The organism is Mycoplasmopsis bovigenitalium, from assembly GCF_002356075.1.
GTDB classification, from domain to species: domain Bacteria; phylum Bacillota_I; class Bacilli_A; order Mycoplasmatales; family Metamycoplasmataceae; genus Mycoplasmopsis; species Mycoplasmopsis bovigenitalium_A.
The window spans coordinates 579652-606500 of the sequence record NZ_AP017902.1; the positions used below are offsets into that span (position 1 = coordinate 579652).

Below are 26849 nucleotides of genomic sequence, written 5' to 3' on the forward strand. Positions count from 1 at the left end.
ATAAATTATTAATAAATTTAGTATTATTTTAAATGTAGCAATTTTGGTGTTGGAGGATTATGGATATTTGTAATAAGCGTTTTAAAGTATTTTGTCAATCAATTAATTTTCCTATTCCAAAAGATTTGCAACAAACTGAGTTAATTATCAATTCAATTGATAAGAAAACTGACTTAATGGACATTGATATTATTTTTAAAGATGAAGTTTCCGTATCTTCGTATTTTGCTCTTTACAATGCCATATTAAATGAAAAATTATATAACATTAAAGCAACTTACACTTTTGACCTACTTCAATATAAAAAGAATAATTTGGTAAATTTTATATCATATTTAATGACAAAAAATAAGTATATTAAGCTACAAAAAATTAATTGAGCAAAAGAGTTAAAAACAGTAAACGATTTTGAAAATGAAATAATTTTTCAAGATCAAAACTCTTTTTTAGATCTTGAAAATTGTGTTAAAAATCTTGTCAACGATTTACATGAATATGGTTTTAAAAAAATTGAAATTAAAGCCACACTTAACAAGGTTGAATATGCTGAATTAACTTTCGAAAATGAAGAACAATTAAAACAAAATCAACTGAAATTTCAAGAACTTTTAAATAAACATAAAGCCAATCAATCAAATCCAATAAACACTACTCAAAAATTTACTCCCAAAAGTAATTGATCACAAAGAAATTACATGAAGTGTTTAATTGCTGAATTAAAAAATAAAGAGAATAAAGACAAAGTTGTAATTCAAGGAAAAATATACAATTATGAATATTCTCTATCAAAAAATAAACATGTTTATTTAATTAGTTTGACAGACTACAACGATGCAACAAATGTTAAATGGTATAGAGATGAAATTTTAGATGAAAATGCTCTTCAAACATTGAAAATAGGCTCTTGAATTAGTGTTTCGGGTTCAATTTCTAAGTCAATGTTTAACAATGCTGAGGCATTTATATTTGTTGATTCAATAAGTCCAATTTCTCCACTAGTTGAAGAAACGATTGATAAAAGTCCTGCAGAAAAAAAACGAATCGAACTTCATGCATGCTCAAAATTAAGCACAATGGATGGTTTAATTGATCCAGAAGACTTGATCAAACGAGCTGAAAAGTATGGTATGCCCGCAATCGCTATAAGCGACTTAGATGCTGTTCAAGGTTTTCCTAAGTTTTATCAAACTGCACAAAAATCAAGTGTAAAACCGCTTTTTGGTGCCAGTTTTTCAACATTTACAAAAAAACCTAATTTGTTTTTAGGAAAAAAAGCAACTGGTAAAATTTCTGATTCAGAAGTTGTAGCATTTGACATTGAAACAACCGGATTAAGCCCTCGTTTTCATGAACTAATTGAGTATGGTTCACACACTGTTAAGCCCAGCTCAATTGATTCAAATCAAGTTCAGTTTTTAATTAAGCCAACTGAAAAAATTAAACCTTCAACAACTAGATTAACTGGCATTAGACAATTTGACATTGATTCAAAAGGTTTAGATTATAGAGTTGCTCTTTTAAAAATTTATGATGATTTAAATAACAAAATTGCTATTGCTCACAATGCTAAATTTGACTTTAATTTTATAAAAGAACAGTTTAGATTAAATAATATGGAATTTCCAAATGTTACAGTCATTGATACGTTGGTTCTTTCGAGATTAATTTTTCCTGAGCGAAAAAAACATTCATTAGGTGATTTGGCTGCTAATTTAGGTGTTAATTATGATACAAATGTAGCTCACCGAGCAGATTATGATGCTGCTGTTTTGGGTTCAATTTGAGTTGAGTTAATGCATCAAATGAACATTAAAGGAATTAAAACGTTTGAAGATTTAGATTCTTATGAGCCAGAAATTAAATATAAAGAACGTTTTGCGTATACTGTTAGTACACTTGTAAAAAATCAAAATGGTCTAAAAAAACAATTTGCAATGATCAGCAATTGTTTAACAAAAAATTTTAATTATGGACCGAAAACCTATTTTGAGGATTTAAAAAGCGATCCAGATATTTTGCTTGGTTCTGGGTCATTAAGGTCAAAACTTTTGGATAATTATTTTTATTCAACACGTGAGAGTTTTATTGAAGAAATTCAAAGATATGATTATATTGAAATACCAGCTCCGCAATGTTTAGAACATTGGATAAAAAATGATTTTATAACTAGAGAACAATTAGAATTTGCTTTGACTGATATTATTGAAACTTCAATTGAATACGGAAAAATACCTGTTGCAATATCTGATGCAAAATATTTAGATAACCATCAAAAGAATGTTTATGAAATACTAGTAAGTGCAAAAGGTATTGGTGGAACTAGACACTATTTACATAAATTTGACAAATTAAGAGACCAATGAGATTGAATTCCAAATTTAACTTTATTAACTACTGATCAAATGTTAGATCAATTTAGTTTTTTAGAAGATAAAAAATTATTAGAAGATGTTGTTATAAATAACACACATAAAATAGCCAACATGTGTGAAGATGTTGAGGTTATTAAAAAAGATCTTTACACACCTAATTTTGATGATTCCGCAACAAAACTTAAAGATTTAGTTTACAATAATGCAAAGCTAAAATACGGTGAAAATTTACCTAAATACATTGAAAATAGAATTGAAGCCGAACTAACCCCAATTATTAAGTACGGATTTGATGTAATCTATTGAATATCACACAAATTGGTAAAAAAATCTCTTGATGAAGGATATGTAGTTGGTTCAAGGGGATCGGTAGGTTCTTCACTTGTTGCTACACTATCAAGTATTTCCGAAGTTAACCCATTAGATCCTCATTATTTGTGTAATAAATGTAAAAAATTTGAACTAGCAAATATTGATGGTGTAAAATCGTGCTACGATTTGCCTTCAAAAAAATGCGAAAATTGTGACATTGAAATGGATAGAGATGGACATTCAATTGCGTTTGAAACATTCCTAGGATTTAATGCTGATAAAGTTCCTGATATTGATTTAAACTTTTCGGGAGAATTTCAATCTGTTGTTCATAACGAAGCTAAAAAAATATTTGGTGATACTCATACCTTTAGAGCCGGAACAATATTAACTGTAAAACCTAAAACTGGTTATGGTTATGTAAAAAGCTTCTGCGAGGAAACAAAAATAGAATATTCAACAAACTTTATGGATTATTTATCTAGACAACTGGACGGAGTTAAAAGAACAACTGGCCAGCACGCAGGTGGAGTTATTATAATTCCTAAAGAATACGATGTTTTAGATTTTACTCCAATTAATTACCCTGCTGATGATACTGATTCTACTTGATTCACTACTCATTTTGAATATAAAGCAATCCACGACAATGTTTTAAAACTTGATTTACTTGGACATGATAATCCAACAATTATTAAAATGCTTGAACAATATACCGGTATCAAAATAAGCGAATTACCAAAAAATGATGCAGATGTTATAAAAATATTTTCATCAACAGAGCCAATGGGTATTAAACCTAGTGATATTGGTGGCGAAACTACTGGTGGAATTGGACTTCCTGAATTTGGAACAAGCTTCGTTCGTCAAATGTTACAGCAAACACAACCTAAAACATTTCAAGATTTAGTTTCTGTATCAGGATTAAGTCATGGAACAGACGTTTGACTTCAAAATAACCAAGATTTAATAATGGATCATGGGTTGACTCTTCCTGAAATATTTAGTTGCAGGGATGATATTTTGTCAAAATTAGTTGAGCAAGGTGTGCCAAATAAATTTGCTTTTGACATAATGGAAAAAGTAAGAAAAGGAAAAGGGGTTTCTAAGCAAGAAGAGGAAGAGTTGATTAAATATAATGTCAAAGATTGGCAAATTGAATCAATGAAAAAAATCAAATATATGTTCCCTAAAGCTCATGCTGTTGCGTATGTTTTAATGGCTTGATGAATTGCTTGATACAAAATACACAAACCACTTGCGTTTTATGCTTCGTATTATGCAACCCATGCTAAAGCAGTTGATATTGAAAGCATGGTTGATGTTCAATTCGGCAATCGTTCAGCTAACAAATTAGTAAAAATTCAATCCACCCCTAAAAATGAATTGAGTACCAAAGAAACTGATCTAATTCCAACTCTTGAAATAACTCGAGAGCTTTATGCCCGCGGATTATACATTGACAACATTAATTTACAACGTTCACTAGCTCATGAATGATTAATTGATGAACAAAGAAAATGCTTAATTCCACCATTTAAATCGCTTGATGGTTTAGGAGATGCTGTTGCTGAATCAATTGTTTGTGCAAGATCAATTAAACCTTTCAGTTCAATACAAGATTTTGCATTAAGAGGCAAAGTTAACAAAACATTAGTTGAAAAATTACAAGATATTGGCGCTTTTAAAGAGCTTGATGAAACTGACCAAATGCGCTTATTTTAAATTCAAAAAGGAGAATATGAATAACTATACAAAAAAACCAACATTCTGAAATGTTTGTCTACTTATCATAATGGTAACTTTTATTGGTTTTGGTGGCGGAAATGCTATGATGCCAGTTATCAAACGTTATGTAGTTGACAAATATCAATGATTAGATAATGATGAATTTGACCGAAATGTAGTTGTTACAAATATGTTGCCAGGACCTATGGCTATTCAATCGCTTACATATATCGCGATAAGGGCATTGGGAACTTTTAAAGGTATTTTAGCAGTAGTTTTTGCTTCAATGCCACACGTTGCACTGACAATTTCATTGATTTTCGTAGCAAACTTAGTTCCGTGTGATTACTTAATTGTTATTCAAACTGGAGTTTTAGTTGCTATTACAGGAAGTTTGATTGGCTTTGCTTGAAACTACTTTAAAAAAGGAATAAAAGAAACAAAAATTAGTTTGTGAATAATATTATTTTTAATAACCCTTGCTTTTTCGGTTTTTGTTCCTACACCCTACAACATCCCAGTTGCAATAATGTTTTTAATAATCGCAATTTATTCAATAATATTTCTTGTAAAACGCAAACAAGAAAGAAAATTAAAAGCAACTCCAATTAAAAAAGAGGAGGAAAAATAATGCATTTTGTAGCTTTATTAGTTTGCATCCCATTGATTGCATTTGTTTCTCTTTCGGTTTTTGGTGGCGGCCAAATATTCATGCCAATTTTTAATTGATTATGAACATCCCTTGGCTCATGATTTGGTATAAAAATACCAGAAGAATTAATCAATAATGTTTTTGCTATTTCTAATTCAACACCCGGAATTTTGAGTCCAAAGTTCGCGACAATTACTGGTTATATGGTTGCTGAGGGTCAATGATGAGGATTCATAGCAATGTTTATAACATATTTAGCATTTGTGCTTCCTGCTATTTTCATGATGAAGTTAGCTCTAAAATATTCAGATAAGTTTCACGATGCTAAATATTTCAAAAATTTAATTAGAATAATGAACCCAGTTGTTACAGCAATCATTTTTGCATTAGTAATTCAACTATTTATTGGACTTATTGCACCTAATTTAGTCTTTAATAAATCTGCACAAGAGTATATTTCTATAACAAACTCTTCACCTAAATCAATATTCTTTTCAGGTTGAAGATTGTATGCATTATGATGTTATGTTCCAAGTGGTATTGCAATAAGTTTATATTTATACAATAAAAAAATACCAATGTTGGGCCTTATTCTTGCAAATGTTTTGGTTGCTTTAGTGATATTTCAACCTTGGTTAAAATAATGTACATTTGTGCATTTTTTTGTACAAATTTTGAACCAAAATTTCACTTATTAATTCATTTTACTATTGATTAGGTAAATTTACATTTAGTTAAATTTAAGGGTAAATAAAAAGTTAACTAATTAGTTAACAGTTTTTACTTTTTTGATTTTAAGGGGCTCAAGTGAATAAGATTCAACCTTTTTGATAAAATTAATGTATTCATCCAATCTAGTGAATTTATTAAAACTTTCTTCTGAACTTCAACGTTCAAAAATGAAAAATTTATTTGCTATTCAGTAACCATCAATTGATAAATTCAACTCTTGTTGTTTATTTCTGTAAATTCAATCTTCAATATATTTAGAAAACTCTTCTTTGTTTTCTTTTTTGATTTTTAATTCTTTTAAAACTAAGTAAATCATATTTCTCCTATTTAAGTCTTGCAAAAAATGCGAATTTTTCAGTTGGAATTACATTGTCAAATTTACTAAAATCATTTATTTTGTCAAGTTCAAATCCATTGATATTTAGTGCTTTAGCAACTTCTTTTATTTTTTCTGGCATTGAAACTTGTAAAGCTCAAGCAGCTGCATAAATACCATTTAATAATCTATTCAAGATTAAATTCAATTCTTCTTTATTTTCCGTTAATTTTCAAGGCATAGTTTCATCAATATATTTATTTAATCTTGAAGATAAGTCCATTATTTTTCTTATACCTTTATCAATTTTGAATTTATCCATTTGAATTGTAAATTCATTGATAAAGGTCAAAATTGCATTTTCTATTTCTTGATGTAAATTATCATTTGACGCAACATATTTCACCCCATTTGTAAATGAATTTGAAATCATCTTTAATGTTCTTGATATTAAGTTTCCAAAGTTATTTACAAGGTCAGAATTTATTGTTTCACGCAATTTTTCTTCACTAAAATTGCCATCTTCACCAAAAATAATTTGACTTGCAAAATAATATTTAATCATTTCATGGTGATAATTTTCGTATAAATATTCCGGATCAATTGCGTTTCCTAAAGATTTAGACATTTTTCTACCATCTTTATCTCTTAATAATCCATGGCTTAATATGTGTGTAGGCTGTTTTATATTGATTGCTTTTAAAAATATAGGTCAATAAATAAAGTGGAATCTTGTTATTTCTTTACCTAAAACGTGTACTATTTCATCGCCATTCTCTCAATATTTTTTAAAATCTTCACCTTGATTTTCAACATCGAAACCTAAGGCAGTAACATAATTAAATAAAGCGTCTAACCATACATATAAAGTATGTTTAGTATCCTCATTAATTGGAATAGCTCAATTAACATTGGTTCTTGTAACTGATAGGTCTTCAAGACCAATATTCACAAAATTATTTTTGATTTCAAATAAAGTTTTGTCTGGTAATAAAAATTCAGGATTATTTTTTACATATTCAATCCACCATTTTTCAAATGCTGAAATTTCAAAGAAATAACTTTCTTCAGCCATTGAAACTAATTTGTGTCCTGATGTAGGGTGAAAATATTCGCCATCAACTAAATTTGCTTGCGATTTTGTTAAGAATTCTTCGTCTTCAACTGAATATAATCCTTCATATTGGCCCTTATAAATGAAGCCCTTTTCAAGAAATCAACTAAAAATGTTTTTAACTGCTTTTTCATGATTTTTTGAAGTGGTTCTTGAAAAATAATCAACTTTAATAAATCATTTTTTTCATGTTGCAATATATTCTTCAACAAGAGAATCAACAAATTCTTTTGGATTTTTATTTATTTTTTTTGCTTTATTTTCAATTTTTTGACCATGTTCATCTGAACCGGTCAAAAATTTCACATCGTAACCCATAATTTCTTTATAGTTAGCTATAGTTCTTGCCATAATTGTTGAATATAAGTGGCCAATGTGCAAAGACCCTGATGCATAATAAATAGGTGTTGTTATATAAAAAGTTTTTTTCATAATTACTCCTAAACTTTTATTGGCTTATATAATTCTTTAATTTCTGGCAAATAATCGTGATTATTTTTATCTTCAAGAGAGTGTAAATATAGATTTGGTAAAAAGTGAACTCCTCAACCTGCTTGATATCTATATTCAATTAAGACAAGTTTAGGCTTGTCATTTACTCTTGGTATTATAAATTGAATTCTTTTTGGCTCAAAATTGTATTTACGTGAGTGTTCAAAACAATCAACCATTCGCTCAACTGGCACAACCATTGTCAAATAACCCTTTTGTTCAATTATTTTAGAACAGCCAATAAATATTTGCTCTAAATTTAGGGTAACTTCAAAAGTTGCAATCTTCATTTCCTCGGTAATTTTTTTACCAATTTTTGTACTTTGAACTGTGTAAAATGGAGGATTAATAACAATACTTTGATATTTTTTTAAAGATTGCTTGGCATGATTTGCATAAAAATTATTGAAATCTTCGCAAATTACATTTATCTGTTTTTCTTTATTATTTATTTCAACATTATGCTGAGCTAGTGTTGCTGCTTTTTGTTGAATTTCTATTGCATCTATTTTAATTTTCGGGTTTCTGTCAGCAATAAATATAGACAATGCCCCATTATTAGTGCCAATTTCCAATATGTGTGTAATTTTTTTATTTAAAAATACAAAATTACCAAGCAAAATAGTGTCAACAGAATAGTTAAACATATCTTTGTCTTGATAAATATATAAATTTGAATCAAATCCTAAAGAATTTTTAACAATATTTCTATTTGAAAAATCTGCCTTTTTTGTCATTATTAAATCTCTTTTTAATATTCGAATAATAGTCAGCGTAGTTTTTAACAAAACATGCATCAACTTTACCATTTATTGGGTCAGTCTTAGTGATTACAACTGATACTTTATCGCCTAAACGATATTTATTTTTGGTTTTTTCGCCAACTAATTCAGTTAACTCAAAGTTGGCTTGATAATTGTCATCACTCATTGTTGAAACGTGAACTAGGGCATTCGTTTTGTTGTCGAATTCAACAAAAACACCAAATTTAACAACACTAACTATTTGACAATTGAAACTTTGGCCAATTTTATCCCTAAAATATGATGCGTAAAGCAAATCATTTGTGTCTCGTTCTACTTGCATAGCACTTGTTTCTGAGTCGCTATTTTGTTTAGCAATAACAGGAAGAATTTTATTTAAATGTTCAATCTTTGTACGATCATTATTGAATAAAACGTCTCTTATTGCTCTATGCACCATTAAGTCAGGATATCTACGTATAGGGCTTGTAAAATGGCAATAAAATTCCGAGGCTAAACCAAAGTGACCAATATTGTTTGGATCATAAATTGCTTTTGACATTGCTCTTAAAAACATTATTTGTAGGAAGCTATCAAAGCGTTGTTGTTTTATTTTTTCAATTGTATTTTGGAATGATTTGGGCGAAATATTGTTTGAATCTATGTCAACTTTTATATTTAAAACATTCATTACATTTTTAAAATAATTTAGTTTCTCATCGCTAGGTGATTCATGAACACGATACAAAATTGGTATTTTATGTTTTGATAAAATTTTAGCTGTTTCTTCATTGGCTCTGACCATGAAATCTTCAATCATTTTTTCACTTTCACCAGATTTATCACAGACAACATCAACAATATTATTGTCTTTATCAAATATTATTTTTGGTTCTTCAATTTCAAAATCAATATAGCCTTCTTCATTTTTTACTTTACGTAATTTTTGAGTTAATTCATAGCATAAAGAAAGCATTTTATTTAATTCATTATTGTCGAATTTCTTATTATTTTGAATGAATTCGTTAACTCTGGTATAAGTTAAGCGGTATTTTGAATTGATAATTCCAGGAACTAATTTTGCATCAACAGTTTGTCCGTAATTGTCAATTTTTATAATTATACTCATTGTTAATCGATCTTCATTTGGGTTTAGAGAACATATTCCATTTGAAAGTTTTTCAGGTAGCATTGGGATAACTTGGTTTGCGAGGTATGTTGAAGTCCCTCTTTTTAAAGCCTCTTTATCAATTTCACTATTTTCTTGAACGTAGTAACTAACATCTGCAATATGAACAGCAAGTTCATAAAATTTATTGTCTATTTTTTTGACATTAATTGCGTCATCAAAATCCTTGGTATATTCACCATCGATGGTAACAACTAAATCATTTCTAAAATCAAATCTATTTTTTAAATCTTTAGTTTGGACTTTGTCCGGAATTTTATTTGCTTCATCTAAAACATTTTTTTCAAAACCTTTTGGTAATTCACGTTCAGAAAGTAATGTTTTAACATAACAAAGTGGATCTTCAACATTTGACACTTTTTCAATAATATCGATTTCAATAATTTTGTCTTTTATTGATTTTATTTTAGCTATTACTACATCATTAATTCTTGCGTCTTGTTTGAATTCATTAATAATAAATTTATGTCCAGCAAATTCTTTTTTAAGGGGTTTAAATGATAAATATGAGTTGTTTAGCTCTAAAACACCTGAAATTTTAGTAGCATTTCTTTCTATAACTGCCAAGACTGAGGCAAATGTCTTTTCAGAACCATCTAATTGTTTATAAACTGCGGCTTTGACAATATCTCCAGAAAGTGAATTATTGAAATTATTTGAAGGAACAAAATATGATATTTTTTCTTCTTCGTCCTCTGTTTGAATGTTTATAAATCCAAATTTGCCATCTTGCGCAAAGCGAATTTGTCCCTCAATTTCGCATTTAAAAACGACTGCAACAAATGTTTGATCTCTAGTTTTAACAAGTAAGTTTTCATCCAACATTTTATTAATTGATGAAGTTAATTCATGATTTTTATTGAAAGGTATTTGTAATCCTTTTGCTATTGACAAAAAATTACAATTTGGTTTAGCTTTAACATAGTTGTGAATTTTTTCAATTAGTGTCATATATTATTTAACAAATATTTTCAGTAAAAGAGCAAGAATTATCAATCCCACACCAAGAGATAACATTGCTCATTTTAAGAATTTTTTTGTACCCCTTTCCTTTGAAGTTTTAAAAAGTTGTAAGTCACTTGACCCTACAAGTGCTCCCGAAAAACCATTTGAATCAGGAGACATTATCAATGACACAATAATAATTATTACTGCGACCACAAGGATTATTATAGAAACAATTAGTGTTAGCATGCTACTCCTTAATATTAATATTCTATATTATATATTAGATAAATAATTTCTATACTAAATAATATTTTCACTCTTTATTTTTTTACTTTTTGAATTGAAAAATCAAAAGAAAAAGTCAAAAAATAAAATAAAATAATTTACTTAAAAAAATGTCATTTTTGTTTGATCATATTAATATTAAAATTAATTATATAAATATTTACTTTAATTTATAATATAACAACTATGAATATGAAAAAGAATGCTAAAAATGCTATTATTATTTTTGTTGGACCTAGTGGAGTGGGAAAAGGGACTATTGAACAAATACTATTCAAAAATGAACTTTTAAAACTTAAACTCTCAATATCAGCAACTACAAGACAACCACGTTCTGGCGAAGTAAATGGTCAGCATTATTTTTTCATTTCAAAAGATGAATTTACTTCAAAAATCAATAATAATGAACTTATTGAATACAATTTCCACTTTGATAATTACTATGGAACTTTATTCACTGAAATTGATCGTATTCACAATGAGGGTTATGTACCATTTTTAGAAATTGAAACAAAAGGTGCGAAAAAAATTCTTGAAAATACTTCAATTTCAAAGAAATACAACATAATTACAGTGTTTATTCTGCCGCCAACATTTGAGGAACTAGAACAAAGAATTATTGGCAGAAACACTGAAACCGAAGAGTCAATCACTAAGCGAATGATTAAAGCTAATGAAGAACTTGCAGAGCAAGATATTTTTAAATATAAAGTTGTTAATGATGAACCTTATCGTGCAGCAAATGAAATTACTGAATTATTAATGAAAGAGTTATATGAATAATTTAGCAGAATTAAGTGTAGTTGGTAATGTTCGAATGGAAAATGAAGATCGTGCGGCCGCATTAAACAAAAATACAACATCAATGCTTATAATTTGCGATGGTATGGGTGGTCATTTTGGTGGTTCTTATGCATCTTCAATAACAGTGAATATATTGAAAAACGCATTCAATTCGCAAATTCCGTTGAAAAATGATTCAATTGAAGAATATGCTAATTGATTTAAACAAAATATTGATAAAGCGCGCGCTGAAATGAAAAAATTAGGTGAGCATGATGAGGCACAACTTGATATGGGAACAACAGTTGCTGCTGCAATATTTGATACAGAGAAAAAATTCTTTTATGTTTTTAATATTGGTGATTCACGTACTTATATTTTGACAGTTAATGGCGATTTAGTGCAAATAAGTATCGACCATAACTTGCTAAATAGATTAATAAGAGAAGAAGGAATGCCTGAAGCCAAAGCAAAAAAAATTAAGCATAATACAGCTTTAACTTCTGCACTAGGCCCTCAAAAGAAAACAAAAATTGAAGTTTTTGATATCAGTAATGATATTGACAAAATTTATAGTGTTTTATGCACTAGTGACGGAGTTCATGGCTTTGTTGATAAACCTTCAATTGAATTAACCCTAAAAAGAGAAAAAAATGCGCAAAAAACTGCAGAAGAACTTGTTAAATTAGCCCTAGAAAATCGCTCTACAGATAATGCTTCTGTTGCCTATTCAATAATAAATTCACCAAAATGGAGTAAATAATGTTACCAGCAAGCACGAGTAAAGTATATGAAAAATACAAAATTTTAAGCACCTTAGGAAATGGCGGGTTTAGTGTAGTTTTTAAAGTCCAAGAAATAAACCCGCCACATGAAATTTTTGCGTTGAAATATTTTCAAATAAAAGAAAATAGCGACAAAGAAAATACAATAAAAAGATTCAAACAAGAGATTGAAATTTACAAGAAAATTAATTCAAATATGGTGGCTAAATTTATAGATGCATACACAGACGACGAAGAGCAATTTTTAGTCATGGAATATGTTGAAGGTGATAATTTAACTCAGCATATTGCTAAAAACGGGAAATTAATACCAAGAACGGCCATAAAATACGCAATGCAAATTGCAGAGGGTTTGGGCGAATTACACAATAGTAAAATTATTCACAGAGATGTTAAAAGTAGCAACATTATTGTTACAAAAGATAGAAATATAAAATTAATTGACTTTGGTTTGTCTTTGGGAGATGACTCACAAAGACTAACCCAAGATGCCAAAATAATAGGTTCTTTATACTATTTAGCACCTGAATTGTGTGAATCTGGTAATACGCCCACAATCCAATCTGATATTTATGCTCTTGGAATAATGGTTTATGAGATGCTAACTGGCCAATATCCTTTTAAGGGTGCAAATCCAGAGGAAACAATTCGCAAACAAAAATTTGCTCAAATGCCTGATATCATGAGATACATTGATTTGCAAGCACTAGCCAATGTTATTTATAAGGCAACCAATAAAAAACCAGAATACAGACACCAATCAATGTGAGAATTTAGAGAAGACATCAAAACATCAGCCTCATCAGAACGTTATTATGAAAAGCCATATAATGCAAAAAAAGCAAGGGCTAAGAAAAATATTCAAGATGTCATAAATTCAAAAACATTCTTATATTCTTGTTTAATATTTTTATTACTATTGTTGATTATTGGTGTAATTTTACTAGTTGCATTGATTTAGGAGTAATGTGAGAGGAAAAATTTATTCTTTAACTGGCGGAAAATACCATATTAAAGATTTGCAAGGCAATATGCATTTTTTGCCTGCTGCTGGAATTTTTAGACACAAAAATATAACACCAATTGTTGGAGATATTGTTGAATTTGAACCACAAAAATTTATTAGCGAAATATATGAGCGAAAAAATTCTTTTATTAGACCTAAAGTTGCTAATATTGACACAATTATTGTAGTTATGTCTGTTGTTGAACCGGATTTTCAATCTTACTTAGTTGATAAATATTTAGCATTTGTTGAATCGCACGATATTGAACCGCTATTATTTATAACTAAAATTGACCTAGCACTTTCGAATTGAAAAGATGTTTATAAATCAATGGGCTATCCTGTTTATGAAATTGATTATAAAAACGGGAATTTAAAACAAGATTTACGTTGTATTTTTGAGGGAAAAGTTATATCTTTAATGGGGCAAAGTGGTGTTGGCAAAACAACATTTATAAATGCTGTTGCTGGCACAAATTTTGAAACTCAAGAGATTTCAAAATTTGCAAACCGTGGCAAGCATACAACACGAGTAGTTCAAATTATTGAAACATTAGGTGGCGAATTAATTGACACTCCTGGTTTTAGTTCGCTGGACATAAATTTAGAACCAATTAAGCTCGCAAATTCATTCAAACAGTTTAAAGAATTGTCAAAAATGTGTAAATTTAAGTCGTGTTTGCATGTTGATGAGCCTGAATCTTGGTGTAATGTAAAATTGCATCTTAAAGATGGAACTATTCCTGAATTTAGATATAAAAATTATTTAAAAATGATGAAAGAGGCTAAAAATGAATAGAAAAAATGTTACACCTTCTTTATTAAATGTTGAGTATGGTAAAAGAGCGCAAATGGCACAAACATTGATTAATGAAGGTATTAAATGAATTCATTATGATGTTATGGATGGTAAATTTGTACCAAATTTAGCTATTGAACTTGAAGAAATAAAACAAATAAAGCAATCGACAACAAAACACTTTATGGATGCTCACTTAATGGTTGAAAATCCCCTAACTTATATAGAATATTACAAAGATGTTGTTGATGTTATTACAATTCATTTCGAAGCTATTAATAAAAAAGAACTATTGGATTTTCTTAAATCAAAACACCATGATTATAAAATAGGTTTAGCAATTAAACCAAATACTGAGGTAAAAGAAATTGAAAAATTCCTACCGTATTTAGCTCTTGTTCTTGTTATGTCTGTTGAGCCTGGAGCAGGCGGGCAAAAATTCATGCCTAATGCTTTAGATAAGATAAAACTTTTAAAAGAGTTAAGAACTAATAAACAATACACATATTTAATTCAAGTTGATGGCGGAATAAATGAAACAACAGGGCCTCAATGCTTTAAAGCGGGTGCGGATGCGTGCGTTGCTGGTACATTTTTAATTAAAGAACCAACAAAAGCAAGAATTGATTCGATTCTAGGTTAAAAATAACCATTTCAATTGAATTTATATTGGAATTAGTAAATATTAACTAGGTATTTATTCCTAGTTTTTTTAATTTACAATAGATTATCATAGTGGAAATTAAAAAATCATTTTTTGGACAAATTCAATTACTAAATATTTCTAAAGCTTTAATTACACTAAAAAATTTACGATAAAAAAGTGGAATATTTTGTGATAAAGTATTTTTATTGGTTTGATAAACATCATTTTTAAATTATGTTTGTTATTTATGCAAAAATTAAAATATAGATATTAATAATATGGAGTTTTAAGTGAAGCCAGTTGCAAAATTTATTTTTCCCACAATTTTATTACCACTATTACCTATTAGTTGTACGCAAAATAAAACCAATCAATATACAAAAAACACATTTCTTGAGAATGCTTTAAAAGAAAAATTTAATATTGAATTTAATTCAACAAAACATCCCGATTTTACACAATTATTAATTCAAAATTTGTTGTTTAATAACATTAATTTATCCGTGGAAAAATATGTTAAAGATTATTTTATTAACACTGTTAAAAACTTTTCTAAAGTAGATTTAGATTACTTATCTTTTTTGTATACAATCAATAACCCGCGTATTGATTTGAATTTTTTCGAAGATAAGTACTATGACCAACATAATTCATATTATCCCGAGAATTATTTTAAGTCACAAAAAAACAATCTTTTTAGGATAACTGCAAATAGTAAAAATCACGAGCAAACAACTAACCCGATAAAAGCAATTAGTGTTCATGAAAAAGCAAAGTTATATTATTCACCTTATTATTGACGAAAAAAACACCCTTATGACCAAAAAATTATTACGCGTGAATATTTTTCGCCAACTGATCATTTTCATAGGTACCTTGAACATATAAATAACTATTTTGTTAAATCGTACTCAGAACTATTAATCCAATATTTAAGACCTTTTGGCACTTGAGAAATTCCAAATAAACCTAAAAACGATCCTAAACAAATACGGACACCAAAATTTGATGAACAATCATTTAAGGAAAGTAGATACCCTTATAAAGTTAAAAATATTCACATTGGCGATGAAACCGAGTATAAGCAACTTAATTTAGAAATAACTGATGTATTTAATGAATTTACTGAATATCAATTATATGTTAATAAATCTGAATTTGGTTTTGAGAATAGGGTTGGTTACGAATTAAAAATTGTTAAAAACATTAAACCAATGACATATGATAAATTCATCGAAATGTTGGCAAATAATAGGGTTGAAAACGCTACAACAAAAAAATTTTCGTTTAATTTAGGTTACAGCATTACTAATATGTATCCAAATTACAAAAAATGATTTTATGTTTATGCAACAGATGCAAGATTACTTCATGCGATTGATGATTTCAATATTATTAACATAGGAAAATTAATTGAGCAACACAATAAGCAAACAAACTCTAATGAAGATATTATTGTGTTTACTTCTTAGTTTGTTTAAAAATAACCAATTCAATTGAATTTATATTGAAATTAGTAAAAATAAGCCAGGCATTCCTGGTTTATTTTGCATAATTTGCTACTATCGCGCTTTTCTTTGAATAGGTTTTGTTGAAAATTTTTTGATGAATAATGCTTTTAGTGAAATTGGTATATAAGTCAGCATAAAAGTCGGGTAAGCTAATATTGAAATAAATTTTTGCCATTTGTTTGCTTTTATTCTCTTTTTATTTTTAACAACAACAAAAATCCCTTGTAAAAATAAGTTGATTCAAATTGTGAATAAAATAATTAATGGCGTAGATAAAATATATATTAATGTACTTGCTAAGTTAAATTCAGAATATACATGCTCTAGACCATTGTTTTTGATTAATAAAAAGCTAGCTAAATATAAACTTGATGTTATAAGATAAAGTAATATGTTAGTTAAAAAAGTTATTATTGCAGGAAAAATCATTAAATAATTGCTATACGCAGAAAATTTACTGCGTTTTGGTTTGAATAATGAACAAAATACACTACCACCATACATTTTAAAGACTTGATTAAATCCAACAGATCATCGTGTTCTTTGTTTAATTGAGTCTTTATAAACAATTGGCTGCTCATCATAAAAGATCGCATTTTCTGCGTAATTTGTTTTTATATTATTGATCAATAATCATTGGGAAAATTCTACGTCGTGGCTTAAACTATTAAAATCTCAGAAATTAGTTTGTTGCAAAATTTCCCTTGTGAATGAAAACCCAGTGCCATTTATGTATTGTGGTGCATTGAAAAGTGAACGTGATTTATTATTTATGTCTGATTCTTTGATGAATTGAATAGCATATGAACTCGAAATTCAATTATCTTTGAAATTAATTGAATTTCGATATGAGGTAACTACACTACATTCGTAGTAATCATAGGTTTTGTTGACTTCAGATACCCAGTTTTCATCAAGTAAATTATCTGCATCAAATGAACAATAGCAATCATACTTATCTAATAAGTTATTATCCCTTATATATCTAAGCGCATGTTGAATTGCAAAGTTCCCCCCCCTGTTTATATTATTAAATCTTTCAAGAACATTGACTCCAAGTTTCTTGCCAACGTTATATGTAGCTCTATTATCTGTGCAATTATCGGCGACAAGATAAATATCAATTAAACCATAATATTTTTGTCTTTGAATTGAAGCAATAAGGTCTTTAACAACATTACTTTCATCTCTGGCAGGAATAACAATCGCAAAAGATCTTAATTTTTTAGGAGAATAATTTGATAAATTTTGTTTCTTTCTTAAAGAATTAAAGAAATTTAATCAATCAAACGAGTATAAAATAAAGAAGCAAAGCCCAACTGAAAATGTTAGTCAAAAAAATATTTTAGTGATTAAAACTAGATTATCCATAAATCTCTCCATTGTTTTATTTTTTATAAATAATACATTATTTATTTAAATTGGTTAGCTTTATATATACAGAATTAAAAATTACCAAATCAGTTTATTTCTTATTCAAAAAGTAATTTCTAACTATTGGTGCAACTTGCTCACCATATATTTTAATAGCGTTCATTATATCATCGTGAGGCATTGAACCAGTTGGCAAGTGAAGCAAAAAACGATTTAATTGTAATTCTTCAATTATTTTAATAATTTTTTCCGCCACTAGTTCAACATCCCCAACAATCATTGCTCCTTGGTCTGAAATCATGTTATTGTAAGCGTCTCTATCTAGTTCTTTTCAAGATTTTCTGGTTTTAGCAACATTGTCAACTAATTGTTTTGTTGGAAAAAAGTAATCATCTTGTGCTTTTTGTTTGTTTTCATTTACATATCCTCAAAAATGAGCGCCAACTTTTAAATCATCAATTTTATGCCCAAATTGTTGACCAACGGCTCTGTAAAATTCAATTATTCTTTTGAAAGCAAGCGGATTGCCGCCAATAATTGCATAGGTTATTGGCAATCCTTTTTTTGCGATTTCAATTGTAGATTCAATGTTTCCGCCAGTTGCAACTCAAATTGGCATATCTAATGCTCTTGGATATATACCCTTATTGTTAATACTCTGTGTAAATTTGCCTTTTCAATTTAAAATTTTATTTTCCTTAATTTTGATTAGCATTTCAAGTTTTCCCTTGAAAAGTTCATCATAATCATTCAAATCATAACCAAAAAGCGGGAATGATTCTGTAAAAGAACCTCTTCCAACCATTATTTCTGCTCTACCATTTGAAATAGCATCTACGTGAGCAAAATTTTGATACACCCTAACAGGGTCATTTGACGAAAGAACAGTCACTGCGCTTGAAAGTTTGATATTTTTGCTCACCGCAGCCCCTGCTGCAAGTATCATTTCAGGACTCGAAACTGCAAAATCCTCTCTATGGTGCTCACCAACGGCATAAATATCTAAACCAACTTTGTCAGCAAGTTTGATCTCTTCGATCATTTGTTGAATTCTTTGCTGATGAGTAAATGTTTCTTTTGATTTTTCTAAAATGGTTGTTTCTCCGAATGTTGAAATTCCTAATTCTATTTTCACTTTACTCCTTAAATATATATCCAAATTTTACTTATTCAATTGTTTTTTCAATATTATTGATTCAATTATTCGCATTATATAATAAAAATAGCGTATGCTATTCTAAATAGTAAGTTCAAGTGCTTATGTTGCACTTACTATTTAAAATGCACCAAGATTTATTGCTTGGTGCATTTTACTTTAAGAATGAATAGAGCATTGATTTTTTTAAATTTAAAGGGTATATTAAGCGAGTAAAACAAATTATTTATACAAGGCTTTGATTAATAATAAAAAGATGCAATATTTTGCATTAAAAGGTTAGACATTTTTTTAATAAATAAAATCATTTTTATGGAAATAAATATAATGCAAGTAATCCAGAAAATAATAAATAGGTTTAATGGTAAGGTAAATACTAATAGAGGCAATTTATTAAAATGTCCATAAAGAAGTATCACTAAGAAAGAAGCAGCCCATAAAAAACATAAAATAATAATAAAGCATATAAATGAAATGCGATATTTATGCATTAAAGGGTAGATTGCAAAACTAAATGAAAATAAAATTGATAATACTAAAACAAAAATTAAAAGAATACCGGTAACTATTGAAAAGGCAAAATCTGTATATTTAACAAGAAATGGCATCAAATAAAACAATGCGACTAGAATTAATAATGAGCAAATTATTGATAGTTTAATTACATTCATCTTGTTTTGCTTTTGCACAATACTTCTCCATATTTTTACTTAATTCATATAAAAGCAACAGTCTTATATCAATTGATTTTTCTTGTTCGCCTTCTTGAAAATCACTAATCATTTCATTAAGAAGGTGCTTGTTTTCATTATTTAATTTTTCATAAAACTTATGTAAAAAAATCTCTTTTTCGCTTTGTGTTATAAATGTTCATTGAAATGATTGAACGTTTCTATTACTTGATTTTGAATTTTCAATAAGTCTATTGTAAAATTGACTTCTATTCTTTATATTACTATTTATTTCTTTGCCAATATGCTTAATGAAAATATCTTTTTCAACTGATTCAATAAATAATTTTATAAATTGATAGCCTTCAGCATAGTATTCATTCATTAAACTGATTTCTCTTACAAACAAAATGAACTTGTTTATTTCGTCATTATCAGTAAATTCAAAAACTTGTCTATTTAGGAAAAACTGAACTAAATAATTAGATAAATATAAGAAATTAAATGTATTTTTTAATTTATTAAAATTCCAATATTTACTTTTATTTAATAAAAAACATAAATCAATAAACGTATTTTTTGCCTTTTGGTTAAATAACTCAATAGAATCAATTTTATTTTGCGAAGCTAGATATAAATGCAAAAGTTGGTGTATTTTCATGCCAATCATTAAATGAATATTAGGTATATCAATATTATGTTTTTTTCTAAGAAATCTAGCTGGTATATATTTTCCATATAATATTTCAACATTAATGTTTTTATATTCATATTTGCTGGCAACAAAATCATTAAATAATAATTTTAAATTTTCCACTTCTTTGGGTTTAGCAAACTGTGGTGCTAATGATTTTGAAGCAAAATCATAATCATTGGACAATCTTCAATAATCGTTGTAAGCAAAATTAATAGAAGCGCTACCATGCAATATAAGATTTTTGCTATTCATATAATTAATTAGTTCAATATCTTGCGTAGCATTACGGTTTATTAAATTGATTTTTTTGAACATGTTATATTTCATCCTAATAATGAGATAAACATTAAATCATTTCAAAGCTCGGAAAATATTAAATTTATAATAAGTATTTATCATAATTATAGAAATTGACTTAACAATTCCAAAAACTCCGGCTCAAAAAAGTAATATAGTGGAAACAATTACGAATTCATATACAGAAATTTTATTTTTACTGTTTTCAACATTACTAAACCAAAAACTTACATATTTAGAAGGGCTAATACAAAATAAAACAACTAGCATTAAAATAAAAATAGAGAATAAAAGCGAAATTATTAAGAACAAATATTGATACACTAATGTTTTTTTAATTAGTTTGGAACTTTGCAGAGCATCTAATTTTTCTTTTAATATCATTAATTACCCCCAAAAAAGTTTATCTAATATAATTAAAAGCCTCATTTCTTACTTATTTCTTATTTTTATTTGTATATATACATATATTATACTTTATAAATATACTATTTATAAAACATGAAAAAAAGGAAATGTCCTAAAATACATTTTCACGCACACAAAAAAATCTGTAAATTCCAAAAGTAAAATGCACCTAGATAAAATCTAGATGCATTCCTAAATAGTAAGTTCAAGTGCGCATGTTGCACTTGAACTTATAATCAAGCGACTTTCTTTTTTTACAATTTAAAGTTGCTTTTATTTTGCAAGTATAAATTAACAATTATTTATTTAAGCCTTCTTAATTAATATTAATGTTGTAATAATACAAGACAACGAGAATACAATTAATAGAAAATTAGCAAAATATAGAATTATTGATATAGTAATGTGATTCTTATTATCAACAACATTTAAAGCATATGAAATGAAAACGGCTATAAACATCATAACTGCTAATAATAAACAAGATACTATAACCAAAATTTTGTATTTAAAGATATGTATATAAACAGATGAGTCAAGTGAAAAATAAACAACAAAAGATAATAGCAATGCTATAAATATAAAGGTTAGAGACAAATTTATTGCAGATGAAAATTCAAATGATTTAATACTGAATATGCGACATAGTTGATTAAATCTATCTAATATTGGATAAATCGTAAGAATAAACAAACAAAGAACAATTGAAATAAGCACGCATAGTTGAGAAAAGATTATTTTATTTTTTCGATTCATAAACTAGCTCCATTTTTTGAGTCAGTTCATATAATAAAATTTTTCTAACATCGAGCATATTGTTGTCTGTGCTATTCAATTCATTCAAAAAGCAATTAACTATTGGATTTTGTACATCTATATTTTTGTAGTACTTATTTAAAAAAACATTCTTTTCATACTCATTAGCAAAAGTTCATTTTAGAGATGAAAAATTGTTTTTGTTTAATTTAGGTTCATTAATAAATTTATTATATAAAGAATATTTATTTTCAAGGATCTTATTAATTCCATTGCCAATACTTTTTACAAAAATATTTTTATCTATTAACTTAACAAAATTTCTAATGAATAAATACACTTCTGAAAAATTAATGTTTTTTGAATTGTTTAACTTGACAAATTCCAAAAATTTTTCAGTGTTTTGTGGTTTTGAAAAATCAAAAATATTTTTATTCAAATAAAATTGTAAGAAATAATTAGACAAATACAAATGCGAAAACGCTTCTGTAATTTTTTTATAGTTTCAATAATTGTTTTTGCTTAACAAAAATGCTAAATCAATATAAGAATTCTTAATTTTGACTTCGTATTCTAATTTGGATATTTTATCGTCATTATTTACTAAATATAATTGAAGTATTTGGTGTATTTTCATAGCAATCATGAAATTTATATTTGGAATCTTAATATTATTTTTTGTAGTAATAAACCTTTTAGGAATGTATTTTGAGTATAAAACTTCAATTTTTATATTGTTGTACTGATATTTGCTAGCAGCAAAATCTTTGAATTTTTCTTCAAGATTTTCAAGCGACTTAGCATCAATGCATTTTGTCTCATTTGAAGCAGAAGCGAAGTCTAAATCATTATTTTTTCTTCAAAAGTCATTATAAGCAAAATTTATTGAACCACTACCATGGAGAACTAAACCTTTAGAATCAAAAAACGAAATTAAATTTGTATTTAACTTATCACTTATGCTATTTTTTGCATTGATCATTTTGAAAATATCATAGTGAAAATTGATGATAAGATAAATCTTAAATCATTTTAGTGCTCTAAAAATATTGAATTGAAAATATTTGTTAATCATGATAATAGACATGTTTTTGCTAAAACCATAAAAGCATGCTCAAAACAAAAGAATAAATATTATAGATATCACAAGATAACCGCTACTTTTATTGGAATTTTGCGGAAAAGAGCGACCATAAAAAGAGGGATCAATAATAGCCACTAGTGCAAAAAAAGCTATTATTGGTAAAAAGATAAAAGATATAAACAAGAGAATATATTGAAAATAAAGTTTTTCCTTAATTAATTTAAAGCGATGAATTAAATCAATTTTGTCTTCTAGTATCATGATGATGAGCCCCAGTAATCTTCTCTTAAATAATCATTATAAAGTGTATTTGCTTTTTGATATATAGCATTTATAGTGTCGGACGATCTTCTAACCTTATCTCTTGCAGTTAGAACAAAGAAATAGTCTCATAAATTATAATTTATGTTATTAAGAGTATCTTTAGCAATTCTAAGTGCATTTTGTAACTCTTCAATATTTTTACTTTTAGAAACTTGTATAATTCCATTAAAAATATGAATAATAAAATCACATGAATAATTTAAAAATTCTTCACTTCTTTTCAATAAACCAAGTGCTGTAAAAATAGTTTTACCAGCAAGAATACTGGTATCAATAGGTTGAATACCTGTTTGTCCGCTTTCATTAAGGGCGCCAAAGAAATCAGCAGCAGCCGCAGACGCGTCTCACAAAGAATTTAATTTATATAAGAATGAATGCAAGTCGCTTAAAATATTTTTGGCAGTTTTATGAAAATCTAAATATGACTGTATAGCTCAAAAAAGTCGATGATTTATAGTATTTCAATCGTCGTTTGTAACAAAATCATTTACTGTTTTATTTGCGCTTGAAAAAGACATCAAAGTTAAATTATTAGATTCTGTTTTAATTTCGGCAATTTCCTTATCAAAAATACTTTTCAAATTATTTAGAGTATTTTTTAATACTTCAATAGAAAAGTTTTTATTATCTTGTTCTATTTGTGGTTGCGAATTTATAATAATCATTTTTGTCACCTTATATAATTAATAATTTATTAATTATATTATACCAAATTACTACTATATTTATATGTCCTAAATATAGAGCATTGATTTTTATAAAATTGTTGTTTCCAAATGTTAAAAATCCAATTCTATCTTCATTCGCCCCTTAAATATGTATTGAAATTTTACTTATTCAATTGTATTTTCAATATTTTTAGTCAAATTATTTTCTTTCTAAAAATAAAAATAGCTCACGCTATTTAAATTTTAATAAAGTTTCGAACTGTTGCGCTAAATTAGGATTAAACATTCTTACTAATTCAATAACATACATATGTTTAGTTAGAATATCCATGACTTTATCAGGCGTAAATTTAATCTCATTTTCAGAACGATTATTGATTGTTTTGTTTATAAATTTCAATTCATTTTCCAATATCTCTTGGGTTGGCATTATTTCAACAGCTTCTTTAATTGCTTTAAAAACAAATTCAGTTATTACCGATCTTTTAGCATAAAATGTAGCACTTTGGATAAATTCAACATGCATAGGGTTTTGCATATCTATATTTTTTAGTGAATCAATGTTTGCTAGTAATCCATTAGGATTCATTTCTCTTTGAGCTAAATTATTAATTGTTTCATCAATTACTTCTTGAGCAACATCAATTTGATTTTCTTCAATTAATTTATATACATATTCGTCAAAAAATCTCAGTAGTTCTCTGCCGGCAAATTCTTTTTTAATATTAGACTCAAATTCATTTCTTAACTCTTGTATTGTATTTATATTTTCTTCAATCATTGGTTCAAAATTTGCTTCAGTTAATTCTTCAACTTCGACTATTTGTGCTGAAATTATTTTAACAGTTCAAAACACATTTTCAGGATCATTAAAACTAAATTCATGACCTATTTTTTGGCCTATCAACTCATTATTTATTGAAAAATTTTCGTTTTTTTTAGCTTGCAATTTAATGTGGTCTTGCTTATGGATGGTTTGTCCATCCTTAGTTGCAAGTAAATCGACTAAAACAATATCTTGCTCAATAATATCTCTGTCTAAAACATCTTTATAAACAGGGCGTTTTTTTCTGAAATCTTCTCAAACATCATTCAGTAATTGATCTGATGGAAAATTCTCTTTGAAATTAATCTTCACACTTTTAAGATCAAATTTTAGAATTTCTTCTAGATCGTAGCGAATCAAATGAATATTTGCCTTTAAATTTTCATTGTTTTCTAAAATACTTACATATGGTCTTCCGATTGGCAAGATATTTATTTGATTTTCTCTTAAATGGTTAGCAAATTCACTAACTTTTTCATTAATTAATTTTGATGTTGCCATCTGGTTCAATTCTTCAGGTTTTATAACTTGTCCTGATTTAATTGCAAACATTAAAGCATCATTTTTTTCTTTTTTGAATTGTTCTTTGCTAATATCTAGTGTTAATATTTCTCTTGTGAATTTAATCATTTTGCCTAACCTTTCGGGTAATTTGTATAAATTTAGAAACAAGCATTGATCTATTGTGGAAATTATATTGATATTAGCCCCAAATGTAAAAAAATATTTTGCAAGTTTTGTTTTATAAATTTGAAGATAATTGTAATTTTATAGTGCCATCCACAAGTGTTAATATTTTAAAAATTAAGTCTAACCCAAAAGTACCTCTATCTTTAATTGTTTTAAACGCTTGCCTTGACATACCTAAGAGGTCAGCTATTGTTGCGTCTGAATAGTTATTCTTAATCTTTACTTTTTCTAACAGAGATAATGCAAAATTAACTAATTGTTCTTTACTTGATATATAAATATCATTTACAAATACATTCTCAAATAATCTAATTCCTAACTCAAAAAGTATGCGAACATTGACGCTGTTTCCGAGTTGTTTATAGGTAACAGAATCTTTAGAACTAAAAATATAATTCTCGGGAAATGATTGAAGTCTAGCCGCTTCTCTTGGGGTAAGCCTTCTTTTAAATTTTCCTATGATTTGAGTTTGGACCAATGCTACTAATGTTGAAAATACATCTGGTTTTTTTACTCTGATCCCTGATGGTCTAAATTGAATAACTCCCTGCCATATATCATTTATTGTATCACCTGCTTGTCATTCAAATTTTCTTTGAGTACTCGAAAATTCTGATAGGTTATTGTACTTTTTTAATCATTCATCAATGAAATACTGATTTTTTTTATACAAATCAATATTTTTTTCAATAATATTTTGTTTTCATTTTGGAAGAGAAGGATCAATACTATTTAATTTAAAAAAGTCAACTCACACGGGAAAACCAATTGTTTTTTTTATTACATTTTTATAAAATTCATTTCATATATTAAGTATTTTATTTTCTGTATCGGTGATATTGTACTTATTGTCTATTTTATCTGACAATGATAATATAGAATCGATTGTATTATCTTCCTTATTTAATAGATTTGGTAAATCGATATTTAATGGTAAATTTATATTTTCGGGGTCGTAAATTCCTAAAATATAAACCCTTTCTCTAAACTGGGGGACACCAAAATGATGCGGAGAAAGGACAATTGGTTGTTGTGGTAATCTATATCCAAGAGATATTAACGTGTTTTTGATAGTTTTTCAAGTATTACCTTTATCATGTGATACTAAGTTTCGAACATTTTCGAGAATTATGTATTTAGTTTTATGATGTTTCAAAATTCTTGCAATATCATAAAACAAAGTTCCTCTTGTATCGTTTATTCCCCCTTGTTTGCCAGCTTTTGAAAAAGCTTGGCAAGGAAAACCGGCGCACAAAACATCATGTGCTGGGATATCTGATGCGTTTATTTTGGTCACATCATTTGCAGAGTTAATTTTAAAATTTTTTTCATATACCTCGACGCAGTTTTTGTCAATTTCGGCCGAAAATACACATTCACCACCTAATTGAGACATAGCAAGGTGAAAACCACCGATACCTGAAAATAAATCAATGAATTTAAAACCTTTTGACATATTTCCTCCTTATAAATTCATTATATCAA

21 protein-coding genes are annotated in these 26849 nt (G+C 27.5%); 9 read left to right on the forward strand and 12 right to left on the reverse strand.

Annotated elements, in window-relative coordinates; genetic code table 4:
• Positions 1-59: 59 nt before the first annotated feature.
• The 3 genes from MBVG596_RS02525 to MBVG596_RS02535 are packed head-to-tail and all read left to right on the forward strand — an operon-like array spanning position 60 to position 5708.
• Positions 60-4409 (forward strand): PolC-type DNA polymerase III, encoded by a 4350-nt coding sequence (locus MBVG596_RS02525; RefSeq protein ID WP_096386818.1) that lies wholly within the window; start codon positions 60-62, stop codon positions 4407-4409.
• Between the two features lie 16 nt (positions 4410-4425).
• Complete coding sequence (locus MBVG596_RS02530; protein ID WP_096386822.1) at positions 4426-5043, forward strand: chromate transporter; 618 nt, start codon at positions 4426-4428, stop codon at positions 5041-5043.
• Entirely contained in the window at positions 5043-5708 is a 666-nt protein-coding gene (locus MBVG596_RS02535; RefSeq protein ID WP_318024732.1) for a chromate transporter, read from the forward strand. The genes MBVG596_RS02530 and MBVG596_RS02535 overlap by 1 nt, the downstream gene beginning before the upstream one ends.
• A gap of 122 nt (positions 5709-5830) precedes the next feature.
• On the opposite strand, the gene MBVG596_RS02540 is transcribed toward MBVG596_RS02535, so the two are convergent.
• The 5 genes from MBVG596_RS02540 to secG are packed head-to-tail and all read right to left on the reverse strand — an operon-like array spanning position 5831 to position 10844.
• Positions 5831-6112, reverse strand: a complete 282-nt coding sequence (locus tag MBVG596_RS02540; RefSeq protein WP_096386828.1) for an antibiotic biosynthesis monooxygenase — start codon at positions 6110-6112, stop codon at positions 5831-5833.
• 7 nt (positions 6113-6119) lie between these two features.
• A complete protein-coding gene (gene metG / locus MBVG596_RS02545; protein WP_096386832.1) occupies positions 6120-7658 on the reverse strand; it encodes a methionine--tRNA ligase in 1539 nt (512 codons plus the stop codon).
• Positions 7659-7666: 8 nt separating this feature from the next.
• Positions 7667-8455, reverse strand: coding sequence for a tRNA1(Val) (adenine(37)-N6)-methyltransferase (locus MBVG596_RS02550; protein WP_096386835.1), 789 nt, complete (start codon positions 8453-8455; stop codon positions 7667-7669).
• Entirely contained in the window at positions 8427-10601 is a 2175-nt protein-coding gene (rnr, locus tag MBVG596_RS02555; protein ID WP_096386838.1) for a ribonuclease R, read from the reverse strand. The genes MBVG596_RS02550 and rnr overlap by 29 nt, the downstream gene beginning before the upstream one ends.
• 3 nt (positions 10602-10604) lie before the next feature.
• Entirely contained in the window at positions 10605-10844 is a 240-nt protein-coding gene (gene secG, locus MBVG596_RS02560) for a preprotein translocase subunit SecG (RefSeq protein ID WP_004421164.1), read from the reverse strand.
• A gap of 231 nt (positions 10845-11075) precedes the next feature.
• Here secG and gmk point away from each other — a divergent pair, with 231 nt between their 5' ends.
• The 6 genes from gmk (at position 11076) to MBVG596_RS02590 (ending at position 16374) form a co-directional block, all read left to right on the forward strand.
• Positions 11076-11666 carry a guanylate kinase gene (gene gmk / locus MBVG596_RS02565; RefSeq protein ID WP_096386841.1) on the forward strand — a complete coding sequence of 197 codons (591 nt, stop codon included), beginning with the start codon at positions 11076-11078 and terminating at the stop codon, positions 11664-11666.
• A complete protein-coding gene (locus MBVG596_RS02570; protein ID WP_096386844.1) occupies positions 11659-12429 on the forward strand; it encodes a PP2C family protein-serine/threonine phosphatase in 771 nt (256 codons plus the stop codon). The genes gmk and MBVG596_RS02570 overlap by 8 nt, the downstream gene beginning before the upstream one ends.
• Entirely contained in the window at positions 12429-13412 is a 984-nt protein-coding gene (locus MBVG596_RS02575; RefSeq protein WP_096386848.1) for a serine/threonine-protein kinase, read from the forward strand. The genes MBVG596_RS02570 and MBVG596_RS02575 overlap by 1 nt, the downstream gene beginning before the upstream one ends.
• A 7-nt stretch (positions 13413-13419) precedes the next feature.
• Positions 13420-14256, forward strand: coding sequence for a ribosome small subunit-dependent GTPase A (rsgA, locus tag MBVG596_RS02580; protein ID WP_096386851.1), 837 nt, complete (start codon positions 13420-13422; stop codon positions 14254-14256).
• Positions 14249-14899 (forward strand): ribulose-phosphate 3-epimerase, encoded by a 651-nt coding sequence (locus tag MBVG596_RS02585; RefSeq protein ID WP_096386854.1) that lies wholly within the window; start codon positions 14249-14251, stop codon positions 14897-14899. Before rsgA ends, MBVG596_RS02585 begins: the two co-directional genes overlap by 8 nt.
• Positions 14900-15192: 293 nt before the next feature.
• The gene (locus MBVG596_RS02590) at positions 15193-16374 is read left to right on the forward strand and encodes a hypothetical protein (RefSeq protein ID WP_096386857.1); all 1182 of its coding nucleotides are present in this window, start codon (positions 15193-15195) and stop codon (positions 16372-16374) included.
• A 90-nt stretch (positions 16375-16464) separates the two neighbouring features.
• Here the strand turns inward: MBVG596_RS02590 and MBVG596_RS02595 are convergent, their stop codons facing one another.
• The 7 genes from MBVG596_RS02595 to MBVG596_RS02630 all read right to left on the reverse strand — a co-directional run bounded on the left by MBVG596_RS02595 (position 16465) and on the right by MBVG596_RS02630 (position 26820).
• Positions 16465-17784 carry a glycosyltransferase family 2 protein gene (locus MBVG596_RS02595; protein WP_096386860.1) on the reverse strand — a complete coding sequence of 440 codons (1320 nt, stop codon included), beginning with the start codon at positions 17782-17784 and terminating at the stop codon, positions 16465-16467.
• A 94-nt stretch (positions 17785-17878) separates the two neighbouring features.
• A complete protein-coding gene (locus tag MBVG596_RS02600; protein ID WP_096386863.1) occupies positions 17879-18922 on the reverse strand; it encodes an LLM class flavin-dependent oxidoreductase in 1044 nt (347 codons plus the stop codon).
• Positions 18923-19600: 678 nt separating this feature from the next.
• On the reverse strand, positions 19601-20992 hold the full coding sequence (locus tag MBVG596_RS02605) for an MAG4530 family protein (RefSeq protein ID WP_096386866.1): 1392 nt from the start codon (positions 20990-20992) through the stop codon (positions 19601-19603).
• Between the two features lie 763 nt (positions 20993-21755).
• Positions 21756-23117, reverse strand: a complete 1362-nt coding sequence (locus MBVG596_RS02615; RefSeq protein WP_096386872.1) for an MAG4530 family protein — start codon at positions 23115-23117, stop codon at positions 21756-21758.
• Positions 23108-23845, reverse strand: coding sequence for a hypothetical protein (locus tag MBVG596_RS02620; RefSeq protein ID WP_096386875.1), 738 nt, complete (start codon positions 23843-23845; stop codon positions 23108-23110). Before MBVG596_RS02620 ends, MBVG596_RS02615 begins: the two co-directional genes overlap by 10 nt.
• Before the next feature lie 235 nt (positions 23846-24080).
• Complete coding sequence (locus MBVG596_RS02625) at positions 24081-25304, reverse strand: trigger factor-related chaperone (protein WP_096386880.1); 1224 nt, start codon at positions 25302-25304, stop codon at positions 24081-24083.
• 112 nt (positions 25305-25416) lie between these two features.
• Positions 25417-26820 (reverse strand): DNA cytosine methyltransferase, encoded by a 1404-nt coding sequence (locus MBVG596_RS02630; RefSeq protein WP_096386883.1) that lies wholly within the window; start codon positions 26818-26820, stop codon positions 25417-25419.
• Between the last annotated feature and the right edge of the window lie 29 nt (positions 26821-26849).